Origin of the sequence: Fictibacillus norfolkensis (genome assembly GCF_014836645.1) — a bacterium.
Classification (GTDB): Bacteria; Bacillota; Bacilli; order Bacillales; family Fictibacillaceae; genus Fictibacillus; species Fictibacillus norfolkensis.
Window position 1 is genome coordinate 183806 of record NZ_JACSQM010000002.1, and the last position, 20471, is coordinate 204276.

The 20471-nt window shown below is 37.1% G+C and carries 26 protein-coding genes; 9 read left to right on the top strand and 17 right to left on the bottom strand.

Annotated elements, in window-relative coordinates:
- Positions 1 to 312: 312 nt before the first annotated feature.
- Positions 313 to 1833 carry an MDR family MFS transporter gene (locus H9648_RS05265; RefSeq protein ID WP_191752854.1) on the bottom strand — a complete coding sequence of 507 codons (1521 nt, stop codon included), beginning with the start codon at positions 1831 to 1833 and terminating at the stop codon, positions 313 to 315.
- 156 nt (positions 1834 to 1989) lie between these two features.
- Between H9648_RS05265 and H9648_RS05270 the strand changes: the two genes are divergently transcribed.
- Positions 1990 to 2865: a TetR/AcrR family transcriptional regulator gene (locus tag H9648_RS05270; protein ID WP_191752855.1), complete on the top strand. Its 876-nt coding sequence runs from the start codon at positions 1990 to 1992 to the stop codon at positions 2863 to 2865.
- A 271-nt stretch (positions 2866 to 3136) separates the two neighbouring features.
- Positions 3137 to 3787 carry a FusB/FusC family EF-G-binding protein gene (locus H9648_RS05275; RefSeq protein ID WP_191752856.1) on the top strand — a complete coding sequence of 217 codons (651 nt, stop codon included), beginning with the start codon at positions 3137 to 3139 and terminating at the stop codon, positions 3785 to 3787.
- 53 nt (positions 3788 to 3840) lie between these two features.
- Here the strand turns inward: H9648_RS05275 and H9648_RS05280 are convergent, their stop codons facing one another.
- Positions 3841 to 4800, bottom strand: coding sequence for an LLM class oxidoreductase (locus H9648_RS05280; protein ID WP_191752857.1), 960 nt, complete (start codon positions 4798 to 4800; stop codon positions 3841 to 3843).
- A 197-nt stretch (positions 4801 to 4997) separates the two neighbouring features.
- Positions 4998 to 5552 carry a GNAT family N-acetyltransferase gene (locus H9648_RS05285; RefSeq protein WP_191752858.1) on the bottom strand — a complete coding sequence of 185 codons (555 nt, stop codon included), beginning with the start codon at positions 5550 to 5552 and terminating at the stop codon, positions 4998 to 5000.
- A 173-nt stretch (positions 5553 to 5725) separates the two neighbouring features.
- On the opposite strand from H9648_RS05285, the gene H9648_RS05290 reads away from it, so the two are divergent.
- Together H9648_RS05290 and H9648_RS05295 are read left to right on the top strand one after the other, a co-directional pair.
- The gene (locus H9648_RS05290; protein WP_191752859.1) at positions 5726 to 6778 is read left to right on the top strand and encodes an ArsR/SmtB family transcription factor; all 1053 of its coding nucleotides are present in this window, start codon (positions 5726 to 5728) and stop codon (positions 6776 to 6778) included.
- Positions 6768 to 8000: an MFS transporter gene (locus tag H9648_RS05295; RefSeq protein ID WP_191752860.1), complete on the top strand. Its 1233-nt coding sequence runs from the start codon at positions 6768 to 6770 to the stop codon at positions 7998 to 8000. The genes H9648_RS05290 and H9648_RS05295 overlap by 11 nt, the downstream gene beginning before the upstream one ends.
- Positions 8001 to 8074: 74 nt before the next feature.
- On the opposite strand, the gene H9648_RS05300 is transcribed toward H9648_RS05295, so the two are convergent.
- Entirely contained in the window at positions 8075 to 9109 is a 1035-nt protein-coding gene (locus tag H9648_RS05300; RefSeq protein ID WP_191752861.1) for a zinc-binding dehydrogenase, read from the bottom strand.
- 242 nt (positions 9110 to 9351) lie between these two features.
- On the opposite strand from H9648_RS05300, the gene H9648_RS05305 reads away from it, so the two are divergent.
- The gene (locus tag H9648_RS05305) at positions 9352 to 9912 is read left to right on the top strand and encodes an MEDS domain-containing protein (RefSeq protein ID WP_225218775.1); all 561 of its coding nucleotides are present in this window, start codon (positions 9352 to 9354) and stop codon (positions 9910 to 9912) included.
- Between the two features lie 24 nt (positions 9913 to 9936).
- On the opposite strand, the gene H9648_RS05310 is transcribed toward H9648_RS05305, so the two are convergent.
- Both H9648_RS05310 and H9648_RS05315 read right to left on the bottom strand, forming a co-directional pair.
- Positions 9937 to 10590, bottom strand: a complete 654-nt coding sequence (locus H9648_RS05310) for a uridine kinase family protein (RefSeq protein WP_191752863.1) — start codon at positions 10588 to 10590, stop codon at positions 9937 to 9939.
- Between the two features lie 21 nt (positions 10591 to 10611).
- Positions 10612 to 10959, bottom strand: coding sequence for a hypothetical protein (locus H9648_RS05315; RefSeq protein ID WP_191752864.1), 348 nt, complete (start codon positions 10957 to 10959; stop codon positions 10612 to 10614).
- Positions 10960 to 11042: 83 nt separating this feature from the next.
- On the opposite strand from H9648_RS05315, the gene H9648_RS05320 reads away from it, so the two are divergent.
- Entirely contained in the window at positions 11043 to 11279 is a 237-nt protein-coding gene (locus tag H9648_RS05320; protein ID WP_191752865.1) for a hypothetical protein, read from the top strand.
- A 12-nt stretch (positions 11280 to 11291) separates the two neighbouring features.
- Here H9648_RS05320 and H9648_RS05325 read toward each other — a convergent pair whose 3' ends face one another.
- From H9648_RS05325 to H9648_RS05345, 5 genes are all read right to left on the bottom strand, one after another.
- Positions 11292 to 12032 (bottom strand): DUF5694 domain-containing protein, encoded by a 741-nt coding sequence (locus H9648_RS05325; protein ID WP_225218747.1) that lies wholly within the window; start codon positions 12030 to 12032, stop codon positions 11292 to 11294.
- 150 nt (positions 12033 to 12182) lie between these two features.
- The gene (locus H9648_RS05330) at positions 12183 to 12707 is read right to left on the bottom strand and encodes a GNAT family N-acetyltransferase (RefSeq protein WP_191752867.1); all 525 of its coding nucleotides are present in this window, start codon (positions 12705 to 12707) and stop codon (positions 12183 to 12185) included.
- A complete protein-coding gene (locus H9648_RS05335; protein WP_191752868.1) occupies positions 12704 to 13396 on the bottom strand; it encodes a Dph6-related ATP pyrophosphatase in 693 nt (230 codons plus the stop codon). The genes H9648_RS05330 and H9648_RS05335 overlap by 4 nt, the downstream gene beginning before the upstream one ends.
- A gap of 24 nt (positions 13397 to 13420) precedes the next feature.
- The gene (locus H9648_RS05340; protein WP_066392329.1) at positions 13421 to 13624 is read right to left on the bottom strand and encodes a helix-turn-helix domain-containing protein; all 204 of its coding nucleotides are present in this window, start codon (positions 13622 to 13624) and stop codon (positions 13421 to 13423) included.
- 19 nt (positions 13625 to 13643) lie between these two features.
- On the bottom strand, positions 13644 to 14216 hold the full coding sequence (locus H9648_RS05345; RefSeq protein WP_191752869.1) for a DUF2975 domain-containing protein: 573 nt from the start codon (positions 14214 to 14216) through the stop codon (positions 13644 to 13646).
- A gap of 193 nt (positions 14217 to 14409) precedes the next feature.
- On the opposite strand from H9648_RS05345, the gene H9648_RS05350 reads away from it, so the two are divergent.
- Positions 14410 to 15600, top strand: coding sequence for a DUF418 domain-containing protein (locus H9648_RS05350; protein WP_191752870.1), 1191 nt, complete (start codon positions 14410 to 14412; stop codon positions 15598 to 15600).
- Between the two features lie 46 nt (positions 15601 to 15646).
- On the opposite strand, the gene H9648_RS05355 is transcribed toward H9648_RS05350, so the two are convergent.
- The 5 genes from H9648_RS05355 to H9648_RS05375 all read right to left on the bottom strand — a co-directional run bounded on the left by H9648_RS05355 (position 15647) and on the right by H9648_RS05375 (position 18381).
- On the bottom strand, positions 15647 to 15790 hold the full coding sequence (locus H9648_RS05355) for a hypothetical protein (RefSeq protein ID WP_191752871.1): 144 nt from the start codon (positions 15788 to 15790) through the stop codon (positions 15647 to 15649).
- Between the two features lie 22 nt (positions 15791 to 15812).
- Positions 15813 to 16664: an aminoglycoside 6-adenylyltransferase gene (locus H9648_RS05360; RefSeq protein ID WP_318243487.1), complete on the bottom strand. Its 852-nt coding sequence runs from the start codon at positions 16662 to 16664 to the stop codon at positions 15813 to 15815.
- A gap of 133 nt (positions 16665 to 16797) precedes the next feature.
- The gene (locus H9648_RS05365) at positions 16798 to 16998 is read right to left on the bottom strand and encodes a hypothetical protein (RefSeq protein ID WP_191752872.1); all 201 of its coding nucleotides are present in this window, start codon (positions 16996 to 16998) and stop codon (positions 16798 to 16800) included.
- 101 nt (positions 16999 to 17099) lie between these two features.
- Positions 17100 to 17750: a pentapeptide repeat-containing protein gene (locus H9648_RS05370; protein WP_191752873.1), complete on the bottom strand. Its 651-nt coding sequence runs from the start codon at positions 17748 to 17750 to the stop codon at positions 17100 to 17102.
- A 136-nt stretch (positions 17751 to 17886) separates the two neighbouring features.
- A complete protein-coding gene (locus H9648_RS05375) occupies positions 17887 to 18381 on the bottom strand; it encodes a lactoylglutathione lyase family protein (RefSeq protein WP_144701762.1) in 495 nt (164 codons plus the stop codon).
- A gap of 122 nt (positions 18382 to 18503) precedes the next feature.
- On the opposite strand from H9648_RS05375, the gene H9648_RS05380 reads away from it, so the two are divergent.
- Positions 18504 to 18839, top strand: coding sequence for a winged helix-turn-helix transcriptional regulator (locus H9648_RS05380; RefSeq protein ID WP_191752874.1), 336 nt, complete (start codon positions 18504 to 18506; stop codon positions 18837 to 18839).
- Positions 18840 to 18889: 50 nt separating this feature from the next.
- On the opposite strand, the gene H9648_RS05385 is transcribed toward H9648_RS05380, so the two are convergent.
- A complete protein-coding gene (locus tag H9648_RS05385; RefSeq protein WP_191752875.1) occupies positions 18890 to 19738 on the bottom strand; it encodes a DUF2785 domain-containing protein in 849 nt (282 codons plus the stop codon).
- A 181-nt stretch (positions 19739 to 19919) separates the two neighbouring features.
- Between H9648_RS05385 and H9648_RS05390 the strand changes: the two genes are divergently transcribed.
- Entirely contained in the window at positions 19920 to 20441 is a 522-nt protein-coding gene (locus H9648_RS05390; RefSeq protein ID WP_191752876.1) for a DUF6843 domain-containing protein, read from the top strand.
- The last annotated feature ends 30 nt before the right edge of the window (positions 20442 to 20471 follow it).

Below are 20471 nucleotides of genomic sequence, written 5' to 3' on the forward strand. Positions count from 1 at the left end.
ATAGCTACTACACATGATTAGTGGATCTTAAGTGTTTTACGGTACGTGTTTTTATATTTGTTACACGTTCACTGATAAATGGCGTGTAATCACCTACGGATTAATTGTGAGCACCGGTAAACACTTCACTTTCACCGATAAAGTGGACCTTTTCACCTGAGATCAAGTCACCACCACCTGAACATATACTGATTAATGGTGCTGTCGTATTCAGCAACTACATTCTGAACATAATCCTTAAAAGAAAGAAAAAAACGACACTAGATTGGGTATTAATCGTACCCAATCTAGTGTCGGTTTTATAAAAATATTTTAAGCTGTAACTGATTTAGTTGATGTTTTGTTTTCTTTTTCAATCTTATTTACTGCTTCAGCACTTGTATCGACGCGTTTGACGAAAAAGGCCAGCACTAAAGCAACGATGTTAATTCCGAATGCAACAAAGAATGAGTATTGAATACCAGACAGAAGAGCCTGCTGTGTTAAAGCAGCGGTTGAGGCTTCAGTAATCGTCGCTGGATCCACTCCACTCATTAAGCTTTCCGCTTCAGTTTTCGTAACAGTGTTCATAATCGTTACAAGGATCGCTGTACCGATAGAACCTGAAACTTGCTGTGCAGTATTATTTACGGCTGTACCGTGCGGATTCAAGCTTGTTGGAAGCTGATTAAGACCATTCGTCATAATCGGCATCATGACCATCGATAATCCAAACATACGCATAGAATAGATCATGATGATATAAGAATAAGACGAATCAGCTTGCAGGTGAGCGAGCATATAAGTCGAAACTGCTGTGATAGAAAGTCCGACTACCGCTAAAGCACGCGGTCCGAATCTGTCAAAAAGTTTACCTGTAATCGGAGACATAATACCCATAATGATTGCTCCTGGCAGCATCATCAGACCTGAATCCAGCGGTGATATGCCTCGTACGCTTTGCACGTATGCTGGTGTAAGAATCATGCCTGAGAACATGGCAACCGCATTAACGATCGCAATAACGGATGCAAGTGCAAACATTGGATACTTATATACTCGAATGTTCAACAATGGTTCATCCAACTTTAATTGTCGCAGGATAAAGATAATCAATGCAATTCCACCAATAATCAGTGTTGATAGAACAACGGTATCTGTCCATCCATCCGAACTCGCTGTACTACAGCCATATAGGATGCCTCCAAAACCGATACTGGATAGTACGAGTGAAAGGTAATCCAACGATACATTTTTGTTCTGCTCCATCACGTTCTCAAGTTTCCATACTGCAAATAATAAGCTGAGGATAGCTAGAGGCAGAATCATTTCAAAAAGAAGACGCCAGTCGTAGTATTCTACGATATAACCAGACAATGTTGGTCCGATCGCAGGAGCAGTAATCATGACCAACCCGAAAATCCCCATCGCAATACCTCGTTTTTCACGAGGAAAACTAACGAGCATGACGTTCATTAAGATTGGTCCCATAACAGATGAACCGACAGCTTGCACCATACGTCCTGTTAATAACACACCAAAGTTAGGTGCAAAGGCTGATAGCGCTGTACCGATTGTAAAGATGACCATTGCTGTAATAAATAACATTCGATTAGAAAATCGAGTGATTAAAAACGCCGAAGCTGGTATTAGAACACCGCTCACAAGCATGAAACCGGTGACTAGCCATTGAACGGTCGAATAGTCTTTAACATTTAAATCCACCATGATGGTAGGCAATGCTACGTTCAGCAATGAATTGTTTAAGAAAGCTACGAACGCTCCAACGAACAAGATCGCAAGCATCAAATAGGGCGGTTTTTTATGTTGTAAAGTGGAATCTGTATTCCCCATGTCATTTCTCCTCTTTATATAATAATTACTTAACTTTATTAAGTTTATACCCTGAGTATAAAAATATCAATACTTTTGTACCTTAAGTCTAAAAATGTTGTGTTTCCATCTGAAGAAATTTATACTAGTCATAAGGGTTGGACTTAGGAGGAACGCATGAATAACAGGAAAAGAAAAGTCGCTGACACCGCATTAAAGCTGTTTATAGAAAAAGGCATTCAGCAGACTTCTATACAGGAAATCATTGATAAAGCAAATATTTCAAAAGGAACGTTCTATAACTATTTCTCATCAAAGAGTGACTGTATTGCAGACATACTTGAATTTCTGCGGTATGATGCCAGTCAACAGCGAATTGCCGTTCAGATTGGTAGGGATACAGGGGATCGGGACGTTTTCATCGAACAAATTGTAATCATTATGCGTTTGAATCAGGAAAGAAACCTTCAGCCGCTTTTTGAAGCGATTCTTTCATCCAATGAAGCCGACTTAAAAAAACTCGTTATGCAGCATCGGTTATATGAGATGGAATGGCTTTCTAATCGTTTTATCGAGATCTTAGGTGATGAAGTTCGAGAGCATGTGTTTGAAGCTACCATCTTATTTTTCGGAATGATGCACCATATGTTGTTCACGCTGAAAATTACAAATACGACATACTCATTAGAACATGTCGTTGATACACTTCTTTCTTATATTGAGATGATCGTACCGAAGATGATGACGAACGAATCTGTTCTAATTCCTCTTTCAGCTATTGATTTACTTCGTACAAATGCTAATAAAAAACAAGTTAAAATAGATGATATTTTATCACTTGCTGATCAGCTGCAGCAGGATTATACGTTTAACGAAGAACAGCAAGACCTTTTCGATGCGATTATAAGTGAACTTCAACGTGATCGTATTCGTAAGATTGTTCTTCAGCCATTATTAAAGCCATTTCAAAAGAGCTTTGAAGAATCACCAATCTCTTCTCAAGCTCAAACCTTTACTAACTTGGTATGGTACTTTTTAAGAAACATGAATTGAAGAAAAGGCTGTCCGAATTATTTAATCGGATCAGCCTTATTATGTTTGCACAAATGCCGTACTCTTTTTATACTATTGGTGAATGGAGGTCGGTAAAAATGGCAAATCATTTTGCCGGAATCATAAGCAGCTCATGCAAAGCCTACTATTAGGGGCGATTCTTTGTATGGGCAGACATCGGTAACGCCAGTCGCCCGAGCGTATGACTTCGTTTCTAATGATGGCTTTGCACCTTGTTTTCTTTTTCACAAAAAATAAGGAGCTGAACAAAATGAGTAAACCATTCATTAGAAATCATCAGTACAACCTCATAAAAAAACAGGTTTTACAACTACAGCGTGCATGTAATAACGGTGCTGATCCAAAAGTAATTGAAGCTGTTCAACACAGCGCTCAATCAAAAATTTTCGAATCCTTTTCTGAGCTGGATGAATCGCAAAAAGATTTAATAGCGGGGTTAGAACCTTTACGGAAATCAGAAGAGTTTCAGAAATACTTATATTCCTTAGAACCATTTCTTGAGGAATTTTCTACCACTACTAATAAGCAGATCATGAAATTGTTTCCGAAAGTTAAGAAGCTGAAAGTACCTGATTTGAATGCGATTGATTTTCAAAAGGTCAGTTATCTTGGCTGGGTTGATATTGGTACGAATAAAATGTTCATCGTGTATCACTTAGACGATAAGCTAGTTGGCGTGCAAGGTAGATACACACCATCAAACAAGGGTATCTGTTTTCTGTGTAACGGTATTACAGATGTCGCATTATTCTCAGCGATTACAAAATCTAAACCAGCAAACGCTTCCTCCGATTATTATAAAGCGATCGGAAATTACATTTGTACGGACAGTCATGAGTGCAATAAAAGAATTTCGAATGTTGATACTTTAGAAAAGTTTCTTTCAGAGGTTTTATATTAAAGAAAAGCCAAGCTACTGCGTCTAGCAGCTAGCTTGGCTTTTTTGTTACCGGTTTAAAGTTTCAAAGCTGGAAAATGCGGTATCACTTCTTCACCTAGTTCTTGAATAACTTCCTTCGCTGGTCTTTCACTATCAAAGAGTGCAAAGAACAAGTGATTTACTCCAGATTCTTTATACACTTGCAACAGCTCAATCAATGGATTGCGGCCTATTCTAAATCCTAAACGAATCGGTTGGGGTGCTTCGTTAGGATCTTCTGCTAGATCAAGGTGCATCGGCTGAGTGAATGGTTTGAACGTACCAGGATGATAACGTTCAACTAACTCTCTCCACCTTTTAATTGTTACTTCTTGATATTTTGGACTGCGAGGATAGTACATCCACCCATCTCCATGCTCTGCAAACCACTCCATTTCCTGTTGCGCATAGCCTGTAATAAATGTCGGAATTCGTTTTGTTGGCTTAGGTACAAGATTAGCTCCATGCACGTTTCCCCGGGATGAACGGATTTCTGGATACTCCGTGTATAGAACCTCGTTAAGATATTGAAATGCCTCCACAAACGCTTCCCCTCGTGTTTCATGCGCTACGCCTAATGCAGAAAAATCAGCACGTCTATCACCTGAAGATACACCGAGTAATACGCGTTCTGGAAACAATTGATCCAACGTTGCGATCTCTTTTGCAACACGCAACGGATGCCTTAACGGTAGTACAGCTGCTGCTGTTCCTAATGCGATCTCCTTCGTCTGACTGGCCAAATATGTCATATAGATCATCATATCGTAAATCTGTCCTACCGCTGGATCTCCAAAATTCGGATCTTCCATTAGAACATCACGAAACCATAAACTTGTAAAACCTAACTGTTCAGCTAACTGCGACAGTTCAACTTGGTGTTCCATCGTTGGCGTAGCAAATCTATAATTTTCAAGAGGGATGTGTAACCCAAGTGTTAATTCACCCTCTTTATACATTCGATTGTAAGAATGATGATTTTTAAATGGATTCATTGTTGGTCGTGCCCTCCTATAAAAAATGTCCTTTATGATTGCAATCATACGCTCTTTAACCAAAATTTAAAGTACGCACTTTAAAGTACGATAGGCACTTTCAAGTAACAATTACGTAATAGACAAACTAATAGCAAAAAAAGCCGACAGCAAAAAGGTCTGTAAAAACCTTCTCGTGTCTGCTTTTCTTAAACATTCTAGTTATTTTGTTTCCATTCTTCAACCAATAGACCATATATCACATGATCAACATAATGATCATAAAGCCATTCTGCTTGGCGAATCTTGCCCTCTTCTTGAAATCCTAGTTTCTCAGGAATCGCACGGCTTTTTTTATTTTCTTCAGCTACTCGTATTTCAATTCGATTAAGATCGAGTTCATGGAAGCCATATTTTATATAAGCTTTACACGCTCTCATCATAATTCCTTTTCCTTGAAACTGTTGACCGAGCCAATATCCCATAACTCCGATCTTATGTAACCTATTAATTTCGTTAAACCCGATAATTCCAGCAATGCTTCCTTTATAAATAATTGCTGTTGTCTTCGGATAGCCCCCTGTTTCAATTACCCCTTTTAAGGTCGCTTTTATGAAAGCAAGAGAATCTTCTTCTTCATTCGTATAATCTAACCAGCCTAACCATTCCTTTAGATACTCTTTCGATTGCATCGTTAGTTGGAAGAACTCTTCAGCATCTTTTTCATTAAACATACGAAGAGATAGCTCCTCGTCAATTTTATAAACGAACATAACCTCTGACCCCTTTTTTTCCTAATTTTAGCACATAGGTACGGAAAATAGAGGTTATTAATGTTTTTAAAAAATAGTTCAACTCTTTTCGAATTATTAATTCTAAATATATTGAATTTTAAGTTTCAATGAATTAGAATAAAACTAGAATTCATTACTTTTTGGAGGTATCTATGATAAATATACATTCTCCTCACTCTCAGGAAACTGTTACTTTATTAATCGAGAGTTCACCGTTATGGGAGCTAGCTTTAGGAATTGCAGGTTATACATATGCGAAGATGCGATACACGTTTGAGCAAGATGAACAGTGGACGAATCGAAAGCCCTTAATGTCTGTTACCTTGGAGAACAATTTAGATAAAATTGAGCAGACCAATTTGTGGTATGGAATGATCATGCTGCAAAACAAGGTTTCAGCTTCTTCAATTGGAGAATTGTCAATAAAAGTCTCTGAATTACCATCTGACGTTTTTTATGAAACGCTTTTACCTTACAAGAATCGTTCATGTGAGTCGCACAGAAGTGAGGCCGCAAAAAGTTATGAACAGTCTGATGCCTTTGATCAATACGCATCTCTATTTAAAGAACACGACTATTTAGAGGGATATGTACGAACACTTGGGGATGTAAGCCGTGATGAACTGCACTCCTTGCTAACTGATACACTTTCGGAATGGTATAACTGGCAGAGTCAAAATACGGATTGGGAAAAATGGATGCAAGCTCTCTCATTTGAAAAGAAACAACATGGTCGTCTTGATAACCAAAAACCATCAGAGGAAATTGAACGTATTACAAGAGGAGCAAAATATGTTCCAGAACCTTCTGTTTGGAACATAAAACTCATTCCACATGTCTCTTATAGACCATGGATACTCGAACAAAAAACATCAGATACAAAGCTCATCTTTTATCCATTGAGTGATGAAGCATTTTTAGAGCCAGGTTCTCCACCAAGCGAGCTTGTCCGGGGGCATAAGGCACTAGGTGACGATCTGCGATTAAAGTTATTGTATCAACTAATAAGAGGACCACTCTCTCTTCAAGAATTAACCACACAGTTCAACGTATCAAAAACCACCCTGCATCACCAGCTATCACTTTTAAAAGCTGCTAAATTTGTTAAGGCTGAAAAAGGTATTTATTCAGCTAACACACACCAAATCCGTTCATTCTCCAATCAAATTCATCACTATTTGGGAGAAGACACAAATGAAGAATAACTCATTATCTAGACCATTTAAAGCCCTCTGGATCGGCGAGATCATTTCCGAATTTGGAGGCGCTGCCGGTGGCATCATAAACGGCCTTCTTCTGTTTGAGATAACAGGTTCCAAAGAGTGGATGGGAGCACTTTGGCTTATTTATTTTCTTCCTTCCTTAATTCTGCAAGGGATTAGTGCTCCGTTCCTAAATCACGTTATCAAAGAACGAATGCTTAAAAATATTCAAATCATACGCTCATTTGCATATATCCTTCCTCTGATCGGGTACATAAGTGGTTCAGAAATTGGTACGATAGTTGGATTAGTTGTATTGCAATGTGTGTTGGGACTTTTGCAGCCGATCTACGCTAGTCTTTCGTTCTCCTTACTACCCGACCTTTGTGAAGAAAAAGAATTAGTTTCAGCCAACAGCTTACTCGACGGTACCATACGCCTCATGAGTTTTATCGCACCAGGCGTTACATCCTTACTTCTTTTAGTCAGTCCTCTATACATCATCTATGGGTTATCCAGTCTTATGTTCTTACTCAGCTCAATTTCTCTTTCTCAAATTCCTCTAGTAAGCACCATAAAAGTGCCGACATGGTCAAAAAAGTTCTGGTGGCAAGAAACAAAAGCTGGGTATCAAACTTTCATTCAATTTCCACAGCTATTAAGACTTACTCTATTATCATCTACAGTACAATTTGCAGTGGGAGCTACTTTGGTATTAAACGTGCCTTTTATAAGAAGAGAATTATCCGGAGAAGCCTGGGAATATGCAATTTTTGCGGGAATGTTTCCGATCGGATATGCGCTTGGCATGCTACTTCTTACAACGTTACCTAAGAACAACAAAACCATGTACGTTGGTCTTTTAGGCGGTGGATTGTCATTCATCGCGTTATACTTTTCACCTACCATTTATATTGCATGGGGATGCGAGCTCTTAGGAGGAATCTTATTCCCAATGTTCAATGCGCAAAGCTCTGCTCTATTTCAACAGAAAGCCCCTAGAGAACGCTTAACACAATTAAGCGCGGTAAGGTTACTTTTTCTCCGTATAACCATGCCACTCGGAATTTTATTTGCTTCTTCCAGTTTCTTAGGAATGAGTACGCGCATGACTTACCTTCTTATTGGAGTGATTATTGCCGTTCCAGGAATATATTACTTACTACGTACCTGTTTGCAGATTGAAGATCATGCTATAGAGGATCAAGTAAAAATAACCAGTTAAATGACAAAGGCTGCCTAAAATTAAGAACACTTAATTTGGGCAGCCCATTCTTCACTTCTGGTGTGAAATATGAACTAAGGAATTAATACGATCTTCCCTAGCTTACCAGCTTTTTTAAAGTACGTTTGGGCTTCTCTCGCCTCTTGGAGAGGAAACGCTCGATCTATAACTGGCACGATTTTGCCTTTGGAAATCGCTTGAAGCATTCGAACAAATTCAGTCCTTGTTCCTAAGACAGAACCATAAAGTGTTATGTGCTTTAAATATAAGGTTCTAAAATCAAGTTCTGTTTTCTGTCCACCGGCAGATCCTGAAATACAGAATTTGCCTCCATTCTTTAATGCTTGGAGACAAATAGAAAACAACGCGTCTCCGACAACATCTAACACAGAGTCAATGGGGCCTCCGTTTATTTGTTGAATCTCATTTGCAAGGTCCTTCGATTTATATGACAAGACATGAGTTGCCCCGAGTTCTTTTAGTTTTCCCTCTAACGTTAGGTCACCTACCACTGCAATTACTTTAGCACCAAAAACTTTGGCTGCAATCTGTACATTCAGTGAGCCTACACCACCGTTGGCACCTGTTACAAGAATCGTCTCATTCGGTTGGATTTGTATCTGTTCAACCATGTGCCATGCGGTTAAACCGCTCACTGAGAAAACTGCGCTTTCTGTAAAACTTTTTAAAGGCATATCAAAACACAGCTCAGCTGGCCACACTACGTATTCTGCATATCCTCCGTCATATTCTGAACCTATAAAAGACATATCATCAGAAATATGTTCGAAGCCCTCTTCTCCAGTTGATGTAAAAGGGAATAGAACTACATCCTTTCCTATCATAGAAGTCGCAACTTGTTTTCCTGTTTTCACAACTGTACCTGTAATATCAGAGCCTGGAATTCTCGGAAATTGAACCCCTTCTGGACGCCAACCAGATTTGGAATCCTTCCCATATGCTCCTTCTCTCATCCAAATTTCAGTATTATTGATCCCACAAGCCTTAACCTGTATCAATACTTCATTATCTCCTGGCTCTGGAATGTCTATTTCAACAACTTCTAATTTGTTAACATCTCCATAACCAGTCACTTGAACAGCTCTCATATAATCAATTCCTTTTCAATCCATATTATGATTTTGGTCAACATACTGCATTCGTCAATATAAATGATTGTTCTATCGCTACATCTCTTTATAGTAGCCCAAAAATAAAGTGATAAAACCGCCATCTGAACGTAATTTCAAATAATTTTAGCTTATACAATAATTCCCTTAGCTTTAATCCTTTAAAACTAGTACACTAGGAGAAATACATACCCGAGAGTTGTGATAATTTGAATATGAATATGAACGAGTTATTTAAACAAAGAAGAAGTGTTCATGTGCTTTATTCTTACAATGGAATGAAAAATTACACGGAACAAATTGTTAATTATATACGAGAAGGTGCCTCTTTAGGAGAGTACGTTGTGGTTATTGAAAACGAACGAATCTATCGAATGGTTCATAAAGAGCTCACCACTCGTTTAACACAAGAACAAATGAATCTTGTACATCATGTAAACAACTTCGATTTTTACTATTCAAGCGGCAGTTATCATCCGCCTGCAATTATTGATTACTTTTTTAAAACGGTTAAATCATATGTAGATAATAACCAATCTTTTCGCTCTTGGGCACATGTGGAATGGGGCACGATGGAAGATCCCCTTCATCTAATCGAGGATCTTGAGAGAATCGTGGATGGTGCGGTAAATGAACTCGCATTCCCACTCATTTGTGCATATGAAGGTGAAAGGATGCCAGAACATCTTCAGACAAGCTTATTGAAAACACATCCTTATATTCTTATCGACGAGGAATTCACTATATCAGACCAATATATTTCGAATGATAACAATAAATAAAACACTGCGATATTTGCAGTGTTTTCAACTTATGTTTGGCCATAACCCTTTTTCCAGCACATACTCTTCATTTGAATTCTTTACAACATAATCAAAGTGCTGATGTTTGGGATGCATGAATACTTCATATTGAATTCTTCGTTCCTCGTGTGAACGTAATAAAAAATCAATGTTTGTCCCTCGATCCGAAACATCACGAACCCCTCTCCTGCTTAACTCAGTATCAACATCTGTATATAGATAGATCTTAAGATCAAACAGTGCAGGATCACAAAATGCTACACTCATTCCCTCAACTATTGTTATCTGCTTTTTTGAGGAAACCAACATACTCTCTGTTAAATGAGTCCCAATCGTATATAGATCTAGCCCATCTTTTATCATTTTTATGTCTCTCTCTAAAGACCAAGTATGATGAGCAAGTGGATGACAGGCTGTCATTTTATATTGATGGTTTTTATTTTGATACATGTAATCTATTATTGTACGTTTTCTTAGCTCAGAACTGATGATATAAGGATCTGTGTTAATAGAATTTAGTTTTCCCTGCCCAATCATATGTATAAGTTTAGAAGCAAATGTCGTTTTTCCTGCAGCTCCGTGTCCAGAGATTCCTATTATCCATGGATGCTTTACTCTTTTTATACGATTACTTACTTCTTGTAAAATGTTTTCCATGATTTTTTTGTACTCCTAAATTTATTCTGGATGATTAATACATCTTTTTGATAAATATCTCTGAATACGATACAGTTGTAAGCATATGGAAATAAACACGCCGAGAATGCCACCTAACATTATGCAAATGCCTTGTTGATCATAAGAACTTCCCACAATGAGACCGAACAGTAATCCCAATAAAATAGTTAAAATGTGGACTTTCATAATTCCTAACTCCTTATTTGTATCCAATGGTCCTAACAAACAAATGATGATACCTGAAACCCAATAAGGTACTCTGTACTTTTCCCTCAGAGTATAAGGAAAATAGTTAAACACAAAAAGACTTAAAGTCAATACGATCCCGAACACGGCACCTGAATTCATAAGCTCCTCCTTAATGGAATATAATGGTACAATAATACATAAATTACTCGTTAAAAAACATCTGAATGGGAGTGCTAAGTTCTATGAGTAAAACATTGCTCTCACTAATTCTTGGGGTAGTTATAGGAAGTGTTTTTTCTTATTTTCTATTAGACTATGAGAACCAAACAATGGAATTTCTAAACTATTATGGTGAAGAATCCAAAATAGTTCATGAATTAGATTTTAATTATATTTCTAACACCGCAGCCTTCATTATAGTAGCTTCTCTTATCGTATTCTTAACGATTTCATGGATTGAGAAAAAAAATAAAAGGTGATTATACACATCATTATGTAAGATAATCTAAAGGATTTACAACACTAAACGAGTTACTCTCCTTTAAAAATTGAGTAACTAGGTGTACATGAGCCGCACCGATAATTAATAAGGTACGATCTGATATCGATGTAATCTGAGCTAAATTGTAATAAAGAATTAGATTTCGTTGATACCACCATCTGATCCAATCGATGCCAATATATTCTTCATTAGAACCAATTCGTGCTATCGCCATATACATCTCATGCTGTTTCTCGATAAATGACTCATGATTTTGTGATCTGATGATATCATATACACTCTTCTTCCCTATTGAAAGTTCATGATTTGAACGATAGTTTTCATTTATATAACGAATGAACTCCGGTTGATTCTTTTCAGCCCACTCAAAAACCTCACCCAATCCTCTATTCCCTACCGATTCCATCCAATCCACAGCATATACTTTTTCATGTTGAAGATCTGAAGCTATTCGGAACCCAAGCTGTTGAACTTCATCAATTGCAAGATTCAGTTGACCCTCTTTATATTGATTAAATTCTTGATTCAGTTTATTTTCTTCACTCTTTACTACCTCTAGCGCAACCTTTGTTGGCTTAAATTTCTTTAATTGTTCCACTACTTTTTGAATTTCTAGTTGTCTTGATTCAGCTAGCAGATCATCAAACTCCATTCGTTGAAGATCCGGCGTATACCTCATGTGAAATGTACCTACTACCATTACTTGTGGTTTTTCTTGTTTTATATTCATCACAACAGCTCCATACTATTCTTATTTAATCCAGATCTTTCAGATAACCAACCTATTTCTATTTCTATTGCTATCTCAATTCAATAAAAATCCAAAAAATCCCTTTAAACTAAAAAAGCTGCCCTATTGGACAGTTTTGGGTGATTATTATTATTTCAACATCTTCTCCATTCGAATGTCCGCCCACATTCGATCTTGATAATACGTGAATGCCTCGACTCTACCAATTTCTGAGTATCCTAGTTTTTGGTAAAGTTGTTGTGCATTGGCATTAAATTCAAACACCCCAAGCTCGATTCGTTTCAAACCATTTCTTTTCATTTCATTTTCTAAGTATGATAGCGCTTGGTAACCAATTCCTTTACCTCTTCCAACCGATTCACCTATCGTAATACCTAACCATGCCGTTCCATCCATTCTCTTAAAAAGGTGAGGAGGATCGACCATATAGTTCATCTCACCTACTAACTGATCATCTACAAAAATCAAATAAATCTCGTGAAACTCTAAACGTTGATACAAGTCTTCCATCGTGATGATACGTTTACTTTCAAGCTCTACTTTGTCTTTATTCGGTCGAGTTAAAGGAACCAGCTTCGTGTCGTTCTCCCAACGATTTAAAGCTTCCACTACGTTTTCTTCTGGTTTTAACATCTTTCTAAAGTGAATGTTCATTTCATAACAGCCTCCGTATCCTTATCTATGAACCTGCATGAATGTATGTCGAGGGACCATAACCCTGAATTTAAGATAACATCTGAGTGAACAATCTCAAGCCTTTTTCCGAAGATCGGTCCGTCTACAACAAATGTATGATATTCTCCATGTTCACCCATTGGACAAGAACTTGTTACTCCAATATCCTCACAAAAACTTGTATTCAACACGCGACCTGTCCAAGAAGAATCTAAGGCATCTGCTGAAGCTCGGCAAACAATCGACTGAAAACCTAATGAAATAAATTCTTCCAATAGTTTAGAGGCTTGTTCTTCTAAGATCCAGACTGGAAAAAGAGCATCTAGACCTGCTTTTTCCGCAACCTGTTCATTCCATTTCCGATCTTCCTCCATATACAAACTGCCGAATGCGATGGCATCTATCCCAAACTGTTCTTTTATAGAAGTTAAAGACGCGATTAAAGAAACTTCATACTCCCCAGCGGAATTCACCATAATTAACGGAAGACCGATTGCATCAGCTTGTAATTGTAAGATATCTAGTGGAATACCATGGGCATGATTCCGTGCATCCTCTTCAGAAACCATGGATAGTAAACAAACAACTTCATGTTTTTCTTGAAGCAAACGGTATAATGCTAAGCAGCTATCTTTCCCGCCACTCCAGCAAACAGCTACTTTTTTCATGTAAAAATCCTCTCTCCCTCTATTCTAGTCTTCAATATATTCGATGAGATCCCCTGGCTGACATTCTAGTACTTTACACAATGCATCAAGTGTTGAAAAACGAATCGCTTTTCCTTTTTCATTTTTAAGTACAGAAAGATTAGCAGGGGTGATATCAACCAGTTCAGACAATCGGTTCAATGACATTTTTCGCTGTGCCATCATAACATCTAATTTTATTCTAATCATTGCAATCCCTACTCCACCTTTAGATTGTGTGTTTATTTTCTTCTACTGCCTCTACGGCAACCTTTAGTGCAGAGGCTAGAATCATTACGAAAATCCCTGTAAAAAACGTATCAACATAAGCTAATCCTGTATATGTTACAGAAGCGTTCGTTACATCAATTTCCTTGAGTGCTTTTGTCATTAAAAGCTCGTCCATAAAGGTAAAAGCTGACCCAAGTACAAGAATGGTGATACCCATCTTGAATAAAACCTTAACGTTCTCCATCATAAATAAACTTTCTTGATGTAAATTCTGTAACAATTTCCTCATGAGTCGTAGGAAAATTAATGCGAACACAAACATAATGATTGAGGCAGCGAGTGAAAGGATGATGAATTCTTCATCCTTGTAAAGTAAAGGTTGCTGATCAAAAACTAACGTTAAGTTGCTGTAAACAGGCTCAAAAGTACCGAAAGACTTTGCTAATTCTCCTGTTGGACTTATTAGATAGGACAAGTGATACACCAAATTAAAGATACTAAGACAACCAATCACATAAAAAAGAACTGAGCATAATTTCGCTCCATATTTATAAAAAATTTTCCACTTCATCTTTCTGCTCCTCATCTATAATTTCATAAATTCAACATACCACAAAAGAAGGAGAAAATCTCAATAATCATTATTTTTTTATTGTAAAACAATAAATATTTGTTGAATTTTACAAAATACGCTGTTATAGTTATGTCGTCGACGTATTTGTTAGGTATTGGTAATTATGTAGATAAAGGGGATTGTTAAAATTATGGTTAAACAGAGAATTAACATCATCGATGGTATCAGGGGATTTAGCTTATTAGGAATTCTTTTGGCAAATCTACTCATTTTTCAGTTTGGGATCTTTGGAAAGGACGAAATTCAATATTACAAGTTATCGACCGTTGATACGTATGCTTATTACTTTACAAAAGTTGTGATTGAGGGCGCATTTCTTCCGATTTTCATGTTCATTTTTGGGTACTCACTTATTCTAATGCGCAACAAATTAAAGGAAAGAAACAAACGTGTAAAGTGGCATCTGTTCAGAAGATTTGCTTTACTGATGACTCTTGGGATCTTGCATAGTACGTATTTATGGGAAGGAGATATTCTTTTTGTATATGGGCTTATGGGTCTTCTGCTTTTGGTCATGGTAAATCGCAAACCAAAAACACTATTGATTTGGGCTACTCTACTATTCTCTCTTCTCTTCATTGGCTCCCTGTTTGAGGCAGAAGAAATCAAAATGATTCGTGCTGACAAGATAGATTTATACATGAAACAAACACAAGAAATCTATGAATCAGGAACGTACTCAGAAATAAGAGCACACAGTCTTGATGACGAAATGCTTGATATGAGTGGTGGTGAAGCCGCCTTCATGTTATTATTAACTCCTTTTGTTCTTAGCCCGATGTTTCTGATTGGTATGTATGCAGCACATCGGAAATGGCTGCAAAACACGTCTTCTAAGATCAAACAGTTTACAATCCTAAGTGGTTTGCTTATCCCAATGGGACTCGTACTAAAAGCTACCCCTCTACTCAGCAAGCAGTGGGATTATCGTTTAGATATGAGTATGATCGGAGGAAGTATGCTTGCGATCGGTTATATCAGTCTGTTCGTTTACCTGTACAACCATCAGAAGTTCAAAGGTTTTTTAAGTGGTTTTGAAAGTATGGGAAAACTATCATTAACAAATTATTTAATGCAATCGATGATTTGTACATTTCTTTTTTACGGCTATGGTTTAGGATGGTTTGGTGATCTTGGTGTAATTCTGGCTACAGTAGTAGGTGTTATCATCTTTGGAGCTCAAGCATTCCTTAGTTCCATTTATTTAAAGCATCTGCCCATCGGTCCCATTGAATATCTTGTACGCTTGGTCGTCTACTTAAAGATACCTAAATTCAAAAAACATACTTCTTTAGAGGATAATCATAGAAAAGCGATATAAATAAAGATAGCTGTCAACAAAGTGACAGCTATCTTTTGTTTCATGATTATTTCTCATCTAGTCGATCCGCTATTCTTTTTAGCGATTGATTTATTTGATATAGCATGACCAAGACAAAGATTCCTACAGCTATTGGTACTAAAAATGTAAATAACCCCATTAATGCCAGCCCTGATGCTCCATACTCCATATACTCATCACCTCATCCACGGTTAACAATTGAATAGAACCTTTTTGAAGATATCTTCTTCCCAATTCTGGTCATACGTAATTTCGACAACTTCACATAACTCTTTATGTAATATTTGAAATTCAGGTAAGATGTTTTTTAAGACTCGTAACATGTCTTCTTCGTTAGATTTGTAGCGCCATTCAGATAGGAGCATGCGCTGCCATTCAGCTAGTGTACTCCTCATTCCTTCAACCTTCGACCAATCACCAAATGTATTCGGCTGCAGACCTGCGTTCATATACCATCCAGACACCATAGAATAGATCACATTTTCTAAGCATTGTTTTGCGTATGAAAGTTCACTTCGCATGATTCGTCTATAGAACTCATGAACGTATGCGAAGAATTTAGTACGCCAGATTTCTACTTCTTCTTTTGATGGTAAATAAGATAGCTGAAGTGATTGTTGCCTTATGGAGTTTACATGACCTTCAGGGTCGTAAACTATTTTTAAATGCTGCATCCATATAGAAGGCTGAAGATCTTTCTTCTTGTAATAGAAAGTATCCACTTTAATAAACGAGTCATAATGAGCGATAGAATAGTTTGTCCAAGGAAAATCTTCATTGAAAAGAACTTTTCCCCAATTGGCCGCTCTTTTCTTTTTATTCTCTCGAAACTTCTCAAAAACTGCGTCTCGCACGACAACACGAAGATCAATATCTGAATATAGATCTGTGCTTTCTTTTCCGATCGACCCGCCATAAAAAACCGCTATAACATTTTTATCTGCCACTAGGTCTTGTTCTATGGTTCTCATTATTTTATTTCGTTGAAACGGCAGTTCTTCATCCCTCTTCTGATAAAAATTCCTTAAAGCTTCAAATCCCACTCATTAAAAACCAGCTCCCTATTATCATCTTCTTTTCATATTCCGCTTAAAGGAGGATTGTACCTTCTTTTTCATTTGTTAAAGAGAATAAAACGAAAAAACTCATTTCCCTTTAGATGGGAAATGAGCTTTATTAATTTTTGTTTAGATTCGTACGTTTTTGTGCCTGCCAAACGTGGATCATACTAGGAATCCCAACGCTCATACTCACGATGAAACTCCACATCACGAAGCGCCATTCACCGGTATAAATCGCGATGATTATAAAGAACAACAACTGTCCTACAAGAGCAAATAACGCAGCAATCCAAGCTAATGTAAGGTTCTCCTTCATTTCATCTCTCCTAATGGAAAATGATTTAAATCTATGAAGTCATGAAATAGTGCCTACACTAATATTAACATAATTATCCAATTTGTAGTTAAGTGTATTATTTAATCTTCTTTTACTTGTAATCCTAACAATGTAGAAAACACGATTGCTTGCTCTCGTGATACGGTACATCCTTTTAAACTTGTGAGGTCTACATGAATAGTATTGAATTTACATGTACTAATATCGATCCCGTTTAAGGATGTTTCTGTAAAGTCAATTCCCTCAATATTACACGATTCAAATTTTACTGCATTTAGCTTTGTTTCATAAAAGTTTGCCTGCTTGAGCGATGATTGATCGAACAAAACGGGCTTAAGATCTGTTTCTACAAACTCACTCATGTCTAACATACAGTTTTCAAACATCACATTTCTAAGATTCGCTTTTTCGAAGTCAACACCCATCAGCTTACATTCTTTAAAATGAACGCGATAAAGGATACCTTCTTTAAAATTTGTGTTGGAAAGATCACAGTTTTCAAATACAACATCGGTCATGTCCACTTTATAAAAACTGGAGTGGATTAATGTCACATTATTAAATTTCACTTTGGATAGAATCAGTTTGTCTATTTCTTCATTCTCTAAAAAAGCTCCCGTTATCGAGCAGTCGTGAAGATAAGGATCTTCCTCCAAATATACATCCCGAAATCTTGCCTCTTCTAAATCTCCCTGAATTTTAGGCAGATCTACCTTAAATTTCTTTGTCATTTTCTTCACTCCATTACGTAATCTCATTAAATCAAGCTTACAGAAGTAAAAAAATAATTAGTAGTCTTTTCTTTTCTTTGATTTTCTGTGCAATGAAAAACCGCTGAACAAAAATAGTCAGCGGTTCTCTTGTATATTAATAAGCTCCTTGAGAATAGGTAAGCTCATAACTATGCGTATAAATTTCAAAAATGTTGCCGAACGGATCTTCTACATATACCATTTTATAAGGTTTTTCGTTCGGATAATACTCACGAATCGGCATGCGCTGCTTGCCGCCATACGCTTTAATTTTCTCAACGATCCCTTCGATGTCAGGGTCTTGGATACAAAAGTGGAACAAACCTGTCTTCCAGTACTCGAAATTGTTTTCCGGCTTTTCGTTATGAGGAAACTCGAACAGTTCAACTCCGATCTTGTCACCTGTAGCTAGATGAGCAATTCGGAAAGTTTCCCAGTCATCACCGAATACATCACGGCACATTTGTCCGATTGGTGTATCGTCATTCTCAACATCAGAAGGCTCCATAATAACGTACCACCCGAATACCTCTGTATAAAATTTTATGGCTTCTTCTAAATTTGGCACGGATAAACCAATATGAGAGAATGTTCTTGGATAGATTGGCATAATTGTATTCCTCCTTTTATTGTTGTTTACAGGAATCATTATACCCAGACATACTTCGCGTATGTAAGAACGCACTTTAAAGTGACATACTATCCTTAAGGTAAGAAAGGACGGTTATGCTCATGAAGATTTCAACACATGATGACGGAAAATTAAAATGCTCGATTGAATATACATTGCAAAAGATCGGTGGTAAATGGAAAACGGTTGTTCTATGGCACTTAGCTGTGGATGGCACATTGCGGTACAACGAATTAAGAAGTCTGCTGCCAGGTGTGACACATAAAGTCCTTTCTCAGCAATTAAAGGAATTAGAAGAAGAAGGCTTTATTAATCGTAAATCATACAACACGGTTCCACCAAAAGTAGAGTATACATTGACTGCATTTGGCGCAACTCTACTGCCCATCTTAAAGCAGATGCATGAATGGGGGACAGAGCACGGCGATTTAGCATAACAAAAGGAGGCTCAGTGCTCTTAACCAAAAGCCTGCCTCCTTTAGCTTCTTTAAATTTGTGATAAGCTTGTTCGAATTGTTTGTTGTAGTGAATCACATAGCGGATCATCACTAATCTCTATAAAGAGGCTTTTTAATAAAGACTTACAGTTAGCCATAACAAACCAATACTTTTCAGATGACAATTCTTCTTTTTGAGTTTTTAAACGGCCGGGAATACCTTCAACAAATAGCTTTAATTCTTCTAACCCTACCTCTTTTTTGAGCATAGCAAGAACAGCTATAACAACGCGATCATCTTCTCCATGCAAAAATCCAGTCGGAGTCGTACAATATTTTTTCAAAAGCACTTCAATGATAGAAAAGTATTCATCTTCATCCATTTTTTCACTCTTAATCAGTTCTTCGCACGTGTCTGCCACATGAGCAATGCTGTGTGCCCAACCCTTCACTGGTACATAACCTCTAACATCCTGCTCTAATTCTATGTACTTCATGATTTCATTTTTTACTTCAGCAAGTGTTTCTTTTGGAAGAAAGTCCACATCGATATCTTTATTGATGATAACAGCTATCAATATCGTTGTGAAAGCTCGTGTGAAAACTGAATCTGTCCCACTTTCGCCGATTCCTTTAAATAAAAGGTGCTTTAAACTATAATCTAGAAGTTTTTTTAATGTCTCGTAGTCGAGCTGATCGTGGATAATTGACATATAAAACGATCGGTAAACCATCTCTCGTAAATCACTATTTGGTGACCCAATATGTAGGACCATTGCGTCTAGAACAACTTCTAGATTTACATCTTCCCATGTCTTTTCTTTGTTATTTATGGAAGTTAAGAGTGCTAACAATTCGGTTCCTTTCACTATTGTGTTGCTTTGGAACAATGTCGACATTATTTATATCCCCCATTTTCTGATGTATCTTTTTCATTATACAAAAACTAGGAATAATTAAGAATGTTTTTTGGAAAAATTTGTTTAACTCGTTACAATTCTGTGGAAAGCTTGTTAGTTGTTATTGGAATTTTGGATACAATGATACAATAAAGAAAATGAATTGAAAGAGTGAATGCAATTGAAAAAATATATGATTGTCGCGATATCCATACTGTTCTTGGCAGGCTGTGGTTTTAATAAACAAGAGACTACGAACAATATCTTTTTGATTCCCGAAGGTTTTGAGGGCTCTATCTTCACGTTCTATAACATGCCTGACGAACCACCGTTAAAAAAAGAAGATGATTATACGGTTATTCCTGTTAAAGAAAAAACGTTGGATGTACTAAAAGATACGGAGATCAGTCAGTATGGTGTTTCATTCACCTCAACGAAGGACATGATCTATGGGGTTGTAAATGATAAATATTATTATGTTGATAAAAACGGAAAACGAACAGAAATCAATGACCAGTGTATCAGTCTTGGATCGAACGGTGGTTTTTCTGGCAGAAACGGTGAAGATATTAAGTATTCCGTTATTCAAGTAACTTCTTCTAGCTGTGGTCCTTCGTTTAAAGAAAACGGAAGAAATGATTTTAATGCGCAAGTGAACCATGTAGGAAAATATTATTTTCAAAAGCTGGCAATAAAGAAGTAAATTGCGGTGCGGGGGGGATTTCAAAGCCTT

Coding starts and splice junctions, on each gene's coding strand:
- H9648_RS05270 (WP_191752855.1), top strand. CDS start 1,990: ATGAATAACAGGAAAAGAAAAGTCGCTGACACCGCATTAAAGCTGTTT.
- H9648_RS05365 (WP_191752872.1), bottom strand. CDS start 16,998: ATGAAGGAGAACCTTACATTAGCTTGGATTGCTGCGTTATTTGCTCTT.
- H9648_RS05335 (WP_191752868.1), bottom strand. CDS start 13,396: ATGAAAAAAGTAGCTGTTTGCTGGAGTGGCGGGAAAGATAGCTGCTTA.
- H9648_RS05345 (WP_191752869.1), bottom strand. CDS start 14,216: ATGAAGTGGAAAATTTTTTATAAATATGGAGCGAAATTATGCTCAGTT.
- H9648_RS05385 (WP_191752875.1), bottom strand. CDS start 19,738: ATGTCGACATTGTTCCAAAGCAACACAATAGTGAAAGGAACCGAATTG.
- H9648_RS05290 (WP_191752859.1), top strand. CDS start 5,726: ATGATAAATATACATTCTCCTCACTCTCAGGAAACTGTTACTTTATTA.
- H9648_RS05350 (WP_191752870.1), top strand. CDS start 14,410: ATGGTTAAACAGAGAATTAACATCATCGATGGTATCAGGGGATTTAGC.
- H9648_RS05300 (WP_191752861.1), bottom strand. CDS start 9,109: ATGAGAGCTGTTCAAGTGACTGGTTATGGAGATGTTAACAAATTAGAA.
- H9648_RS05265 (WP_191752854.1), bottom strand. CDS start 1,833: ATGGGGAATACAGATTCCACTTTACAACATAAAAAACCGCCCTATTTG.
- H9648_RS05310 (WP_191752863.1), bottom strand. CDS start 10,590: ATGGAAAACATTTTACAAGAAGTAAGTAATCGTATAAAAAGAGTAAAG.
- H9648_RS05320 (WP_191752865.1), top strand. CDS start 11,043: ATGAGTAAAACATTGCTCTCACTAATTCTTGGGGTAGTTATAGGAAGT.
- H9648_RS05305 (WP_225218775.1), top strand. CDS start 9,352: ATGAACGAGTTATTTAAACAAAGAAGAAGTGTTCATGTGCTTTATTCT.
- H9648_RS05285 (WP_191752858.1), bottom strand. CDS start 5,552: ATGTTCGTTTATAAAATTGACGAGGAGCTATCTCTTCGTATGTTTAAT.
- H9648_RS05380 (WP_191752874.1), top strand. CDS start 18,504: ATGAAGATTTCAACACATGATGACGGAAAATTAAAATGCTCGATTGAA.
- H9648_RS05295 (WP_191752860.1), top strand. CDS start 6,768: ATGAAGAATAACTCATTATCTAGACCATTTAAAGCCCTCTGGATCGGC.
- H9648_RS05315 (WP_191752864.1), bottom strand. CDS start 10,959: ATGAATTCAGGTGCCGTGTTCGGGATCGTATTGACTTTAAGTCTTTTT.
- H9648_RS05325 (WP_225218747.1), bottom strand. CDS start 12,032: ATGAATATAAAACAAGAAAAACCACAAGTAATGGTAGTAGGTACATTT.
- H9648_RS05330 (WP_191752867.1), bottom strand. CDS start 12,707: ATGAACATTCACTTTAGAAAGATGTTAAAACCAGAAGAAAACGTAGTG.
- H9648_RS05355 (WP_191752871.1), bottom strand. CDS start 15,790: ATGGAGTATGGAGCATCAGGGCTGGCATTAATGGGGTTATTTACATTT.
- H9648_RS05280 (WP_191752857.1), bottom strand. CDS start 4,800: ATGAATCCATTTAAAAATCATCATTCTTACAATCGAATGTATAAAGAG.
- H9648_RS05370 (WP_191752873.1), bottom strand. CDS start 17,750: ATGACAAAGAAATTTAAGGTAGATCTGCCTAAAATTCAGGGAGATTTA.
- H9648_RS05275 (WP_191752856.1), top strand. CDS start 3,137: ATGAGTAAACCATTCATTAGAAATCATCAGTACAACCTCATAAAAAAA.
- H9648_RS05375 (WP_144701762.1), bottom strand. CDS start 18,381: ATGCCAATCTATCCAAGAACATTCTCTCATATTGGTTTATCCGTGCCA.
- H9648_RS05340 (WP_066392329.1), bottom strand. CDS start 13,624: ATGATTAGAATAAAATTAGATGTTATGATGGCACAGCGAAAAATGTCA.